Consider the following 14,104-nt stretch of genomic DNA (forward strand, 5'->3'; position numbering starts at 1 on the left):
ACCGGCGTTCACGGGGCTCTCAGGCGGTCTCGACCTGTGTGTGGTCGTGCAGGGCGATCGCCCGCTGCATCGCCTTGCGGGCGCGCGGGGTGTCGCGGGCGTCCTGGTAGGCGACGGCGAGCCGGAACCAGCTCCGCCAGTCGTCCGGGGCGTCCTCCGTCTCGGCCTTGCGGCGGGCGAAGACCTCGTCGGCCGAGTCACGGTCGATGCGGCCGCTGGGGGTGCGCTTCAGCTCGTCGACGGGCAGTCCGCCCTCGGCGTCGAGTTCGGCGGCGAGCTGGTTGGCGCGGCGGACGAACTGCGTGTTCTTCCACAGGAACCACAGGCCGATCACCGGCAGCACCAGCACCGCCACACCGAGCGTGACGGTGAGGAGGGTGCCGGCTTCGATGAGCATCACACCGCGGCTGCCGACCAGGGCGAAGTAGAAGACCAGGACGGCGGCCGTGACGGCGTAGGAGATCTTGGCGCGCATGGGTCAGCCCAGGTCCAGGAAGTGTTCCAGGCCGAAGGTGAGGCCCGGAGCGGCCACCACTCGCCGGGCGCCGAGCAGGATGCCCGGCATGAAGCTGCTGTGGTGCAGGGAGTCGTGCCGGACGGTGAGGGTCTCGCCCTCGCCGCCGAGCAGGACCTCCTGGTGCGCGAGCAGGCCGCGCAGGCGGACCGCGTGCACCGGGACGCCGTCGACGTCGGCGCCGCGGGCACCGTCGAGGGCGGTGGCAGTGGCGTCGGGCGCCGGAGCGACGCCTGCCTTCTGCCGTGCCTCGGCGATGAGCTGCGCGGTGCGGGTGGCGGTGCCACTGGGCGCGTCGACCTTGTTCGGGTGGTGCAGCTCGACGACCTCGACGGACTCGAAGTACGGGGCGGCGATCTGCGCGAACCTCATGGTGAGCACGGCGCCGATGGAGAAGTTGGGCGCGATGAGCACGCCCGTCTCCGGGGAGGCGTCGAGCCAGCTCCGCAGCTGCGTGAGGCGCTCGTCGGTCCAGCCCGTGGTGCCGACGACGGCGTGGATGCCGTGGCCCACGCAGAACTCGAGGTTGTCCATGACCGACGCCGGGGTGGTCAGCTCGACCGCCACCTGTGCGCCGCTGTCGGTCAGCGCGTCCAGCGAGTCGCCGCGGCCCAGGGCGGCGACCAGTTCCATGTCGTCGGCGGCCTCGACCGCCCGCACCGCCTCGGCGCCGATCCGGCCCTTGGCGCCGAGGACGGCCACGCGCAGCTTGCTCATGTCTTCTGTCTTCCTTACCGAAGTGACCGGGGAGGGTTAGGCGACGGCGTCGTGCAGCCGGGACGCCTGCTTGTCCTTCAGCGGGCCGATGACCGACAGCGAGGGCCGCCGGCCCAGGACGTCGCGGGCGACGGCGCGGACGTCGTCCGGCGTGACCGAGGCTATCCGGGCCAGCATGTCGTCGACGGACATCTGCTCGCCCCAGCACAGTTCGCTCTTGCCGATACGGTTCATCAGCGCTCCGGTGTCCTCCAGGCCGAGGACCGTGGAGCCCCGCAGCTGGCCGATCGCGCGGTCGATCTCGTCGTCGGACAGGCCGTTCTCGGCGACGTGGTCGAGCTCGTCGCGGCAGATCTTCAGCACGTCGTGGACCTGGGAGGGCCGGCAGCCCGCGTACACGCCGAACAGGCCGCAGTCGGCGAAGCCCGAGGTGTACGAGTACACGCTGTAGGCCAGGCCGCGCTTCTCGCGGACCTCCTGGAACAGGCGCGAGGACATGCCGCCGCCGAGGGCGGTGTTGAGGACGCCCAGGGCCCAGCGACGCTCGTCGGTGCGGGCCAGGCCCGGCATGCCGAGGATGACGTGGGCCTGCTCGGTCTTGCGGCCGATCAGCTCGACGCGGCCCGCGGTGCGCAGGGTGCGCCGGCCCTCGCGCGGGGCGATGGGCGCGGCCGCCTGGTCCTTGAAGGCGCCGGCCTTCTCGAAGGCGGCGCGGACCTGGCGTACGACCTTGTTGTGGTCGACGTTGCCGGCGGCGGCGACGACCAGGTGGGTCGGGTCGTAGTGCTTCTTGTAGAAGCGGCGGATGCGGTCGGCGGTGAGGGCGTTGACCGTGTCGACGGTGCCGAGGACGGGGCGGCCGAGGGCGTTGTCGCCGAACATGGTGTGCGCGAACAGGTCGTGCACGCAGTCGCCGGGGTCGTCCTCGGTCATCGCGATCTCTTCGAGGATGGCGCCGCGCTCGACGTCGACGTCCTCCTCGCGGATCAGGGAGCCGGTCAGCATGTCGCAGACCACGTCGATGGCGAGCGGCAGGTCGGTGTCGAGCACGCGCGCGTAGTAGCACGTGTACTCCTTGGCCGTGAACGCGTTCATCTCGCCGCCGACCGCGTCGACGGCGGAGGAGATGTCCAGGGCGGACCTGCGGTTCGTGCCCTTGAAGAGCAGGTGCTCCAGGTAGTGGGTGGCGCCGTTCAGCGCGGGCGTCTCGTCGCGGGAGCCGACGTGCGCCCAGATGCCGAAGGTCGCGGAGCGGACCGAGGGCAGCGTCTCGGTGACGATGCGCAGGCCGCCCGGGAGGGTGGTCTTGCGGACCGTGCCGATGCCGTTCTCGCCCTTGATCAGGGTTTGGGTACGGGCGACGGCCCGCGCCTCCGGAGAGGTGCGGGCCGTCGCCTTGTTGCCACGGGACGTCACTGGTCGGCGTCGTCCTTCTTCGTCTCGTCGCCTTCCTCGCCCTCGATCACGGGGATCAGGGAGAGCTTGCCGCGGGAGTCGATCTCGGCGATCTCGACCTGGACCTTCTGGCCCACACCGAGGACGTCCTCGACGTTCTCCACGCGCTTGCCGCCGGCGAGCTTGCGGATCTGCGAGATGTGCAGCAGACCGTCCTTGCCGGGCAGCAGGGAGACGAACGCGCCGAAGGTGGTCGTCTTCACGACCGTGCCCAGGTAGCGCTCGCCGACCTCGGGCATCGTCGGGTTGGCGATGCCGTTGATCGTGGTGCGGGCGGCCTCGGCGGCCGGGCCGTCGGCGGCACCGATGTAGATCGTGCCGTCGTCCTCGATCGTGATCTCGGCGCCCGTGTCCTCCTGGATCTGGTTGATCATCTTGCCCTTGGGGCCGATGACCTCACCGATCTTGTCGACGGGGATCTTCACGGTGATGATCCGCGGCGCGTTCGGGGACATCTCGTCCGGCGTGTCGATCGCTTCCATCATCACGTCGAGGATGTGGAGGCGGGCGTCACGGGCCTGCTTGAGAGCGGCGGCCAGGACGGAGGCGGGGATGCCGTCCAGCTTGGTGTCGAGCTGGAGGGCGGTCACGAACTCCTTGGTGCCGGCGACCTTGAAGTCCATGTCGCCGAAGGCGTCCTCCGCACCGAGGATGTCGGTGAGGGCGACGTAGTGCGTCTCGCCGTTGATCTCCTGGGAGATCAGGCCCATGGCGATACCGGCGACGGGGGCCTTCAGCGGCACACCGGCGTTCAGCAGCGACATGGTGGAGGCGCAGACCGAGCCCATCGACGTCGAGCCGTTGGAGCCGAGGGCCTCGGACACCTGGCGGATCGCGTAGGGGAACTCCTCGCGCGTCGGCAGCACCGGCACGATGGCGCGCTCGGCGAGGGCGCCGTGGCCGATCTCGCGGCGCTTCGGGGAGCCGACGCGGCCGGTCTCGCCGACGGAGTACGGCGGGAAGTTGTAGTTGTGCATGTAGCGCTTGCGGGTCACCGGGGAGAGGGTGTCCAGCTGCTGCTCCATGCGGAGCATGTTGAGGGTGGTGACGCCCAGGATCTGGGTCTCGCCACGCTCGAACAGGGCGGAGCCGTGCACGCGCGGGATGGCCTCGACCTCGGCGGCCAGGGTGCGGATGTCGGTGACACCGCGGCCGTCGATGCGGGTCTTCTCCTTGATGACGCGCTCGCGGACCAGGGACTTGGTCAGCGCGCGGTACGCGGCGGAGATCTCCTTCTCGCGGCCCTCGAACTCCGGCAGGAGCTTCTCGGCGGCGAGCGCCTTGACGCGGTCCAGCTCGGCCTCGCGCTCCTGCTTGCCGGCGATGGTCAGCGCCTGGGCGAGCTCGGGGCGGACGGCGGCGGTCAGCGCCTCCAGCACGTCGTCCTGGTGGTCCAGGAAGATCGGGAACTCGCCGGTCGGCTTGGCGGCCTTCGCGGCGAGGTCGGCCTGGGCGCGGCACAGCACCTTGATGAAGGGCTTCGCGGCGTCGAGGCCGGCGGCGACGACCTCCTCGGTGGGCGCCTCGGCGCCGCCCTCGACCAGCTTGATGGTCTTCTCGGTGGCCTCGGCCTCGACCATCATGATCGCGACGTCGCCGTCCTCCAGGACGCGGCCCGCGACGACCATGTCGAAGACGGCGTCCTCGAGCTCGGTGTGCGTCGGGAAGGCCACCCACTGGCCGCGGATCAGCGCGACGCGGACGCCGCCGATCGGGCCGGAGAAGGGCAGGCCGGCCAGCTGCGTGGACGCGGAGGCGGCGTTGATCGCCACGACGTCGTACAGGTGGTCGGGGTTGAGCGCCATGATCGTGGCGACGACCTGGATCTCGTTGCGCAGGCCCTTCTTGAAGGACGGGCGCAGCGGGCGGTCGATCAGGCGGCAGGTGAGGACGGCGTCCTCGGAGGGGCGGCCCTCACGGCGGAAGAAGCTGCCGGGGATCTTGCCGGCGGCGTACATCCGCTCCTCGACGTCCACCGTGAGGGGGAAGAAGTCGAGCTGGTCCTTGGGGTTCTTGGAGGCGCTGGTGGCCGACAGCACCATGGTGTCGTCGTCCAGGTACGCCACGGCGGAGCCGGCGGCCTGCTTGGCCAGGCGGCCCGTCTCGAAGCGGATGGTGCGGGTGCCGAAAGCGCCGTTGTCGATCACGGCTTCGGCGTAGTGGGTCTCGTTCTCCACTAGTGTTTTCTCCTCGTCTTCGTCCCTCCTCGCCCGTGTGGCGGGGGGACGGTGGCGGAGAAGCGCTCCGTCCGGTGCGGGCCGGTCTTCGATCGAAGCACCCGGGATTTTCCTCTCCCGGGGGCCACTACCGAGGACCGGCGGCGGCGAGGCGCGCTTCTCCTCGTTTCGTTCGGTGCGCGTGGTGGGCGCCGCCTGTGCGGGTGCCCCTCACGCTGTGTCGTACGTCCTGCGTTGTGCTACCACACTACAAAGCGGCAGTGACACCTCGCACGTACAGCAAAGGGAGCGGCCCCCGAACGATGGGAACCGCTCCCTCCACGGCGTCCTAGCGGGCGCCCGCCGCACCGCGGCGGATGCCGAGGCGCTCGACCAGCGCACGGAAGCGCTGGATGTCCTTCTTGGCGAGGTACTGAAGCAGCCGGCGGCGCTGACCGACGAGGATCAGCAGGCCACGGCGGGAGTGGTGGTCGTGCTTGTGCGTCTTGAGGTGCTCGGTCAGGTCGGAGATCCGACGGGACAGCAGAGCGACCTGGACCTCGGGGGAGCCGGTGTCGCCCTCCTTGGTACCGAACTCGGAGATGATCTGCTTCTTGACGGCGGCGTCGAGCGACACGCGTACTCCTCTTTGGACTGTGACTGGCCTTCGAGTGCCCCCGGTCTGCGTCTCGGGGGATCTTCCGTGACTCGGAAGGCGGGGATCCGCTGGGCGCGGCCTCCGGGGCACCTGGCTCCGGGGTCGCGTACACAAACGGCCGTCACACAGCGTACCAGCCTGCGCGGACGTCCCTGTCCGCGGCCTCGCCGGGCCCCTTCACCCGTGCCGGTACGGACATCGGCAAACCGCTGAGCTGGGAGAACCCCGGAGCATAGGCTGGCCGCGCATCCGTTGGCACCGCAGGAAGGACCGAGCCCCGATGGCCGACGCCGAGAACCCCGAGAACGCCGAACTGAAGGCGCGCAAGGAGCGGGAGAGGGACGAGCTGTACGCCCTCGACATCTCCGGCGTCGAGTGGCACAGCGCGCCCGGCACCGAGGAGCACGAGGAGCGGGTCGAGATCGCCTACCTTCCGGCCGGCGCCGTGGCCATGCGGTCGTCGCTCGACCCGGACACCGTGCTGCGGTACACGGAGGCGGAGTGGCGGGCGTTCGTCCTCGGCGCGCGGGACGGGGAGTTCGACCTGGAGCCGGCGCCGGGCAACGGCGCCGGCTGAGGCGGGCGGGGCGGCAGGTGCGCGCCCCGTTCCTCCGGGCACTTCGGGTGGTCAGTCGCTCGTCATCGAGCGCGCCGAGGCGTAGACGTCGAAGACCGCCAGCGCGAGGGGGATCAGGGTCAGCAGGACGAAGGCCTCCGCGATCTCCGTGAACCGGCCCCAGAAGGGCGTGACCCCGCGCCGGGAGGTGATCAGGCCGATGGCCGTGACCAGGACGACCGCCGCGGCGACGGCCGCCGCGAGCCACACGCTGCGGATGTCGAGGGCGGCGGTGTCGCCCTGGAGCGCGTCACGCCAGTAGGCCACCGGCGGATTCATCGCGAGCCCGAGCCCCAGGAAGACGAGCGCGCCGAGTCCGGCGGCCAGCGTCGCGGCGACCTGCGCGGTGTAGCGGAACAGGTGGGCGCGCATCAGCATCGCGATGCCGGTGGCCAGGGCGAGGAGCTGGGCCCACACATCGGCGGAGAAGCTGAGGACGATCGCCGCGCCGACCGCGAGGAGCGCGCAGCCGCCGACCAGCCCCGCGAGGAGTTCGTGGCCGCGGCGGGCCTGCGCGGCGACGCGTTCGGCGTCGACGGGCTCCGGGGAGACCGTCTCGTCCGTCGTGTAGGAACCGCGCGAGCCGTTGGGCAGCTCGAAGCCGATGGGCAGCCGGGCGAAGCGCATGGACAGACCGGGCAGGAAGGCCAGGGCGCACACCGACAGGGGGGCGCAGATCGCGGCGGTCTCCATGGGCTTCAGGTGCGTCAGCATCGCGATGAAGGTCGTGAGCAGACCGATCGTGGCGGAGAAGACGAACGCCACGAAGGGGCTGTCGCCGCCCGGGGACACGAGCGTCAGCACGACGGAGGCGATGAGGACCGCCGCGCAGGCGAGCAGGAACTGGAGCCGTCCGATGCCCTCGCCGCCGGCGAGCGGCAGCAGTCCCGAGCCCGCCACGGCGATGTTCGGGAGGGCGCCGAGCCCCAGGGCGACCGCGGAGCCGCGGTCGTCGTACACCCGGGCGCGGACACACGCGAAGGTGACCAGCAGGACACCGGTGACGGCGGCGATGATCCCCTGGAGGCTGTGCATGTCGTGGCGGACCTGGGAACTCCACGCCACGAAGGCGAGCAGCACCGGCAGGACGCCCGCGCCGATCAGGCCGGCGGTGCGCGTGAGTTCGCCGTCCCACAGGGTGCGGTCGCGGGTGACGGCCGAGGCGACCGCCTCCGAGACGTCGTCGATGACGGCGGGGGGCAGCGACTCGGCGAAGGGCCGCAGCGTGAGCAGTTCGCCGTCCAGGATGCGCTGGGCCGCGAAGGACCGGGCGCTGTCGAGGACGGTGCCGTCACGGCGCACGAGGTGGTAGCCGACCGGTGCGCCCTCGGCGGGGCTCTGCTGGGAGAACCTGAGGATCTCCGGGTAGAGGTCGGCGACGGGTACGTCGTCGGGCAGTGCCACGTCGATGCGGCTGTCGGGAGCCACGATGGTGACCCGGCAGAAGCCGAGTCCCGTACCTGACCCCGCTGGGACTGTGCTGCCCGGTCCGCCGGCCGCGCCGGCCGGCGCGGAGGCCGTCATGCTCACCTGCTGTTCCCCCTCGTCGGTAATACAGGCTGTCGTAATGCGGGCTGTCGGTCATACGGATGTCGGCCGTACGGACTGTCGGTCGTGCGGGCTGGGCGCGGTAGCGTTGCGCCTCGCCCCCGGTGGCCATCGTGTCCGGCCGTTGCGCGCCGCCGCGATCCCCGGCCGATTCGCAACTGTTCACACGTCTCACGGGCACCCTATCGTCCGCCGTTGTCAGCGGCAGTCAGTAGGATCGCCCTTCGCGATCGACGTGCGCCGGACACGGGGCGGCGGGCGGAACGGATCAGCCGGGCAAGGGAATTGGTGCGAAGTGAGCCACATCGTCGTCAAGCGCCCACCACGGGCACTGCCGAAGGACGTGCCCACGCAGGAAGTCGTGCTACAGGCACCGCCCGAGCTCCCTCGCGGGCAGCAGGAAGGCGCCCTGATGCAACTCCTGCCCATGCTCGGCATGGGCGGGTCCGTGGTCTTCTTCTTCAACCCGCAGGCCCAGCCGTTCATGAAGATCATGGGCATGGTGATGGTGGCGTCGACGATCGCGATGGGCATCGCGATGCTGGTCCGCTACCGCCGGGGCAACCAGGGGCAGATGGCCGACATGCGCCGGGACTACCTGCGCTATCTGTCCCAGGCCCGCAAGTGCGCCCAGACGACCGCGCTGGTCCAGCGCGACGCCCAGTACTACCTGCATCCTTCACCGGAGCAACTGTGGGCGCTGGTCGCCGAGGGCAGCCGGGTGTGGGAGCGGCGCTCCGGTGACGAGGACTTCGGACAGGTGCGGGTGGGCCTCGGTCCGCAGGCTCTGGCCACTCCCCTGGTCCCGCCGGAGACGGCCCCCGTCGACCAGTTGGAGCCGCTGACCACGGGCGCCATGCAGCGCTTCCTGGCCACGCACAGCACCCTCGACGACCTGCCGATGGCGATCTCGCTGCGCGCCTTCTACCACGTGACGGTCAGCGGCGAACCGGGCACCGTGCGCGCCACCGCCCGCGCCGTCACGGCCTCGCTCGCCTCGCTGCACTCCCCCGACGACCTGGTCGTCGCCATCGCCACCGGCCGGGGGTCCACCGGGGAGTGGGAGTGGGCCAAGTGGCTGCCCCACGTGCAGTCCCGGGGCGCCGCGGACGGCGCGGGCAGCACCCGCCTGATCACGACCGACCCGATGGAGCTGGAGGACCTGCTCACCGACCGGCTCCAGGGGCGTCCCCGCTTCCACCCGGACGGTCAGCCCGTGCCCGACCAGCCGCATCTGGTCGTCGTGCTCGACGGGGTCTCGCTGCCGCCGACGTCGCTGCTGGCGAGCCCGGAGGGCATGCAGGGCGTCACGGTGCTGGAGGTCGTGCCCGGAAGCCTCACCAGCGGGCGCGGCGACCTCTCGATCGTCGTTCACCCCAAGGAGCTGAGCCTGGAGTCGGCCCACGGCATGGTCTACGAGGGCACGCCCGACGGCCTGTCGTACGAGGCCGCCGAGGCCCTGGCGCGGCAGCTCGCGCCGCTGCGCATGGCGTCGGGCGGGGACGACGACGAACCGCTCCTCGCCAACCTGGAGTTCACCGACCTGCTGAACCTGGGCGACGCGGCCTCCGTGGACACGCGGCGCACCTGGCGGCCCCGTTCGCAGTCGGAGCGGCTGCGGGTGCCGATCGGTGTCGGCGAGGACGGCCGGCCGGTGATGCTCGACCTGAAGGAGGCGGCGCAGGAGGGCATGGGCCCGCACGGCCTGTGCGTCGGCGCGACCGGTTCCGGCAAGTCCGAGCTGCTGCGCACGCTGGTGCTCGGCCTCGCCGTCACCCACTCCTCCGAGACCCTCAACTTCGTGCTGGCGGACTTCAAGGGCGGTGCCACCTTCGCGGGGATGGCGCAGATGCCCCACGTCGCGGCCGTCATCACCAACCTCGCGGACGACCTGACGCTCGTCGACCGGATGGGCGACTCGATCCGCGGTGAGCTCAACCGCCGCCAGGAGATGCTCCGCGACGCGGGCAACTACGCCAACATCCACGCGTACGAGAAGGCCCGCGCCGCCGGTGCCGCGCTGCAACCGATCCCGTCCCTCGTGCTGGTGATCGACGAGTTCAGCGAACTCCTCACGGCCAAGCCGGACTTCATCGAGATGTTCGTGCAGATCGGCCGCATCGGCCGTTCGCTGGGTGTGCACCTGCTGCTCGCCTCGCAGCGCCTGGAGGAGGGCCGCCTGCGCGGACTGGAGACCTATCTGTCGTACCGGATCGGTCTGCGTACCTTCTCGGCGGCCGAGTCGCGGGCCGCGCTCGGCGTCCCGGACGCCTACGAGCTGCCGAACGTGCCCGGCTCCGGCTTCCTGAAGTTCGGCACGGACGAGATGGTGCGCTTCAAGGCCGCGTACGTGTCGGGCGTGTACCGCACGAGCGCCCAGCAGACGGCGTCCTACGGGGGCCCGCGCCCGGTCGACCGCCGGCCCGTGCTGTTCACGGCCGCGCAGGTCCCGGTGCAGTACCTGGCGGTGCCCGCGCAGCGCGAGGAGACGCGGGAGGAGACGGACGAGGCGCTCGCCGACACGGTCCTCGACGTCATCGTGCGGCGCCTGGAGGCGCAGGGGCCGGCCGCCCACCAGGTGTGGCTGCCGCCGCTGGACAGCCCGCCGTCGCTCGACACGCTGCTGCCGGGTCTCGCGGAGGTGCCGGGCCGCGGCCTGACGCAGCCCGGTTATGAGGGCGCGGGCCGGCTGGTGGTGCCCGTGGGTCTCGTCGACAAGCCGTACGAGCAGCGCCGCGACCCGCTGTGGGTGGACTTCGGCGGCGCGGCCGGCCACATGCAGATCCTCGGCGGCCCGCAGTCCGGCAAGTCGACGCTGCTCCGCTCGATCATCGCGTCCTTCGGTCTCACCCACACCCCGCACGAGGTGCAGTTCTACGGTCTGGACTTCGGCGGTGGCGGTCTGTCGGCCCTGACGGGTCTGCCGCACGTGGGCGGTATGGCCTCGCGCCTCGACCCCGAGCAGGTGCGGCGCACGGCGGCCGAGGTGTACGGCGTCATGACCCGCCGCGAGGAGTACTTCCGCTCCGCCGGCATCTCCTCGATCGCGGAGTTCCGCAGCCGCCGCGCGCGGGGCGACATCTCCGTGACCGACCAGCCGTGGGGCGACGTCTTCCTGGTCATCGACGGCTGGGGCAACTTCCGCACGGACTACGAGGCCCTGGAGCCGTACGTCCTGGACATCGCGGCGCGCGGTCTCGGCTACGGCATCCACCTGATCCTGACGGCGGGCCGGTCCATGGAGGTGCGCAGCAACCTCAAGGACCAGCTGATGAACCGCCTCGAACTGCGGCTCGGCGACCCCATGGACTCCGAGTTCGACCGCAAGGTCGCCGCCAATGTGCCGACGGGCGTCCCCGGGCGGGGCCAGACGCCGCAGAAGCAGCACTTCATGGCGGCGGTGCCGCGCATCGACGGCCTGTCCTCCGACACGGACCTGGCGGAGGCGACGCAGGCGCTGGGCACCGAGGTCACCCGGCACTGGCAGCAGCCCGGCGCCCCCGCGGTGCGGCTGCTGCCCAGGGAGTTCCCGGCCCGGCAGCTGCCGCCCGGCGACCGGTTCCCCCGGCGCGGTGTCTCCTTCGCGCTCGACGAGGAGAACCTCGAGCCGGTGTTCGTGGACTTCGAGCAGGACCCGTTCCTGCTGATCTTCGGCGAGAGCGAGTCCGGCAAGTCGAACCTGCTGAAGCTCCTCATCCAGCGCATCACCGAGCGCTACGACGGGGACGGCTGCAAGCTGTTCGTCGTCGACAACCGGCGCTCCCTGCTCGGCGTGACCCCGTCCTCGCACCTGGCCGAGTACGTGCCGATGTCGAACCAGATGCAGCACCACATGGACGCGCTCGCCGAGCTGATGCAGCGCCGTACGCCGACGGCCGACGTCACGCCGGAGCAACTGCGCGACCGCAGCTGGTGGAACGGCCCGACGATCTACGTCATCGTCGACGACTACGACCTGGTGGCCACGTCGAGCGGCAACCCGCTGGCGGGCCTGACGGAGATGCTGCCCTTCGCCCGGGACGTCGGCGTGCGCTTCATCATCGCCCGCTCCACCGCGGGCGCGGGCCGGGCCGGTTACGAGGCCTTCATGCAGCGCATCAAGGAACTCGGCGCCCAGGGCGTCGTCCTCAGCGGCGACCCGTCCGAGGGCGACCTGCTCGGCGGAGTACGCCCCCGCCAGATGCCGCCGGGCCGGGGCGTGTTCGTGTCCCGACGCCGGGGGAAGCCGCTGGTTCAGGTGGGGTTGGTGGAGGACGGGAGCTGAGCGGAGACCGGGTCGTTCAGAAGCAGGTGAGGGCGTAGACCGCGCTGTCGCTCAGGTAGAAGACGCGGTTGCCGTCGGCGGCCATGCGCAGGCGGTACTGGAACAGGGGCGACACGATGTAACGCCACACCGATTTCCCCTCGGTGGCCGTGACGGTGGTGATGGCCAGCTCGTCCTCCGGGTCTTTCTCCGCCACGACCGACCAGACGCTGTTCGCCTGCACCAGCAGGGGGCTCGCGACGTAGGCGTCGCGGTCCCCCCGCCAGACCTCTGCACCGTTGCTCTTGTCCAGCCGCCTCGGATAGGCGTCCCCGACGGCGTACACGGCCCCATCGGTGACCACCGGCGGTCCCCACTGGTCCGCGGCGTCCACGCTCGGGCCGAGCTTCGTGCTCCAGAGCACCGTCCCGTCGCTGAGGCGGCACGCGTCCAGTGTTCTGCCGTTCAGGTACACGACGTCGTTCTCGATGGCGGGGCGTACCGAGACGCCGACACGGTCGGTACGGCGCCACATCGGGCGGCCGTCGCCCGTGCGCACGACGAGAACGTTGCCGTCCGTCGTCGGGAGGACCAGCCGGCCCCGCGCGACGACGGCGTACTCGTTGAGCTTCTTGCGGAAGTCGCCGGGCAGGTTGACCGTCCAGGCGACCTTGGCGTCCGTACGTCGCACGCTGCGCAGCCTGTCGTCCTGCGTGACGACGTACACCGCCTCGTCGTCGGCGGCGAGCAGCGATTTCGCCTCTGCCTCGGGGCAGGTCCATCGTGCTTCGCCGGTGGAGGGCACGTAGGTACGCAGCACGCCTTTCTCGTCGGCCCCCGCGACCAGCCGGTCCGAGAGCGACAGGTACCCGCTCTTCAGCCGGATGTCCGGCGCGCTCCAGCGTTGTGTGCCGTCCTTGACGTCGTAGGCCGCGATGCCACCGCTGGCGGCGCCGAAGACGACGACGTCGCGCACCGGCAGGAGCGTCGGTGAGAACGGGTCGGCTTCGTCGTGAAGCGACCAGATGGTCGCGGGTTTGCTCAGATCGGTGGCCTCCGGGTCGACCGTGAGGAGCGGTTCCTCGGGGGTCGGCACGGCGGGTGGGATGTCGAAGGGGTCGGTCGTGTCGACTCCCTCCCGGCTGCCGATCCACCAGGCCGTCGCACCACCCCCCGCGGCCAGCACCGCGCCCGTCGTGACGAGCCCCGTGAGCAGGCGGCGACGGGTGACGGGAGGCGTGGCGCCACTGCTCGTCAGTGCGGCCTGGCTCGTCAGCTCACGTGAATCGGCTTCGCGCTGCTTGATGGCGTCGGCGAGCTTGCCCTTGCGCCACACCCGGTCAGCACCCTTGGGCGCGGACATGGCTTGCACGATCTGCGGCGGGGTGGGACGCGCGGCCGGGTCCTTGGCCAGGCAGGGGGCGATCAGCTCCCGCAGGCGTGGTTCGATGCCGTCGAGCAGGGGCTCGCCGTGGACGACCTGGTACTGGAGTTCCGCCACGTGCCCGCCGTCGAAGGCCCGTCGCCCGGTGGCCGCGTACACGAGCACCGCGCCCAGCGAGAACACGTCGGCCGACGGGGCGACGCGCCGTCCGAGCACCTGCTCCGGCGCTCCGTATCCGGGGGTGACGGGCACCTGGCCGGTGCTGGTGAGGGTGAGTCCGTGCTCGGGCCGGGCGATACCGAAGTCGATGACGCGTGGTCCGGCCGACGTGAGGACGATGTTCGGGGGTTTCAGGTCACGGTGGATGAAGCCGGCCGCGTGGATGTCGCCGAGGGTACGGGCGAGGGAGGCCGCGAGCGCTCTGAGTGCGGGTTCGTCGAGGGGGCCGTACGTGTCGACGGCATGGTCGAGTGTGACGCCCGCGAGGAACTCGGTGGCGATCCACGGCCGTGCCGCCTCGGTCAGGGCACCCAGGACCGCAGCGACACCCGAGCTGCGCACCGCCTGCGCGGCCTGGGCCTCGCGGACGAAGCGCTGGGCGAGGTCGGTGTCGTGGGCGAGTTCGGGGCGCAGGACCTTGACGGCGGCCAGGCCTCCGGCGGAGTCCTGGCCCATGTACACCTTGCCCATACCGCCTGCTCCGAGGACGCCGAGGAGGCGGTAGGGACCGAGACGGATCGGATCTCCGGTACCGAGGGGGTCCATGCGAGGTCTTTCTGCTGAGGGAGGTGGGAGGTGTCTGTGTGGGGCGTG

9 protein-coding genes are annotated in these 14,104 nt (G+C 71.1%); 2 read left to right on the forward strand and 7 right to left on the reverse strand.

All coding sequences use genetic code 11. From position 1 onward, the window contains the following. Positions 1-19: 19 nt before the first annotated feature. From GTW67_RS19380 to rpsO, 5 genes are all read right to left on the reverse strand, one after another. On the reverse strand, positions 20-475 hold the full coding sequence (locus GTW67_RS19380; RefSeq protein ID WP_161166082.1) for a tetratricopeptide repeat protein: 456 nt from the start codon (positions 473-475) through the stop codon (positions 20-22). 3 nt (positions 476-478) lie between these two features. Next, positions 479-1,231, reverse strand: a complete 753-nt coding sequence (dapB, locus tag GTW67_RS19385) for a 4-hydroxy-tetrahydrodipicolinate reductase (protein ID WP_161166083.1) — start codon at positions 1,229-1,231, stop codon at positions 479-481. 36 nt (positions 1,232-1,267) lie between these two features. Continuing rightward, the gene (locus GTW67_RS19390) at positions 1,268-2,647 is read right to left on the reverse strand and encodes an insulinase family protein (protein WP_161166084.1); all 1,380 of its coding nucleotides are present in this window, start codon (positions 2,645-2,647) and stop codon (positions 1,268-1,270) included. Beyond that, positions 2,644-4,863, reverse strand: coding sequence for a polyribonucleotide nucleotidyltransferase (locus GTW67_RS19395; protein ID WP_161166085.1), 2,220 nt, complete (start codon positions 4,861-4,863; stop codon positions 2,644-2,646). Before GTW67_RS19395 ends, GTW67_RS19390 begins: the two co-directional genes overlap by 4 nt. Positions 4,864-5,191: 328 nt before the next feature. Beyond that, entirely contained in the window at positions 5,192-5,479 is a 288-nt protein-coding gene (gene rpsO, locus GTW67_RS19400) for a 30S ribosomal protein S15 (protein ID WP_161166086.1), read from the reverse strand. A 301-nt stretch (positions 5,480-5,780) separates the two neighbouring features. Between rpsO and GTW67_RS19405 the strand changes: the two genes are divergently transcribed. Then, entirely contained in the window at positions 5,781-6,077 is a 297-nt protein-coding gene (locus tag GTW67_RS19405) for a DUF397 domain-containing protein (protein WP_161166087.1), read from the forward strand. A 51-nt stretch (positions 6,078-6,128) separates the two neighbouring features. On the opposite strand, the gene eccD is transcribed toward GTW67_RS19405, so the two are convergent. Next, complete coding sequence (gene eccD, locus GTW67_RS19410; RefSeq protein ID WP_161166103.1) at positions 6,129-7,640, reverse strand: type VII secretion integral membrane protein EccD; 1,512 nt, start codon at positions 7,638-7,640, stop codon at positions 6,129-6,131. A 319-nt stretch (positions 7,641-7,959) separates the two neighbouring features. Between eccD and eccCa the strand changes: the two genes are divergently transcribed. Then, on the forward strand, positions 7,960-11,928 hold the full coding sequence (gene eccCa / locus GTW67_RS19415) for a type VII secretion protein EccCa (RefSeq protein WP_161166088.1): 3,969 nt from the start codon (positions 7,960-7,962) through the stop codon (positions 11,926-11,928). Between the two features lie 16 nt (positions 11,929-11,944). Here eccCa and GTW67_RS19420 read toward each other — a convergent pair whose 3' ends face one another. Next, complete coding sequence (locus GTW67_RS19420) at positions 11,945-14,056, reverse strand: protein kinase domain-containing protein (protein ID WP_161166089.1); 2,112 nt, start codon at positions 14,054-14,056, stop codon at positions 11,945-11,947. Positions 14,057-14,104 lie beyond the last annotated feature (48 nt).

It is taken from the genome of Streptomyces sp. SID5910, assembly GCF_009862125.1.
Taxonomy (GTDB): Bacteria; Actinomycetota; Actinomycetes; order Streptomycetales; family Streptomycetaceae; genus Streptomyces.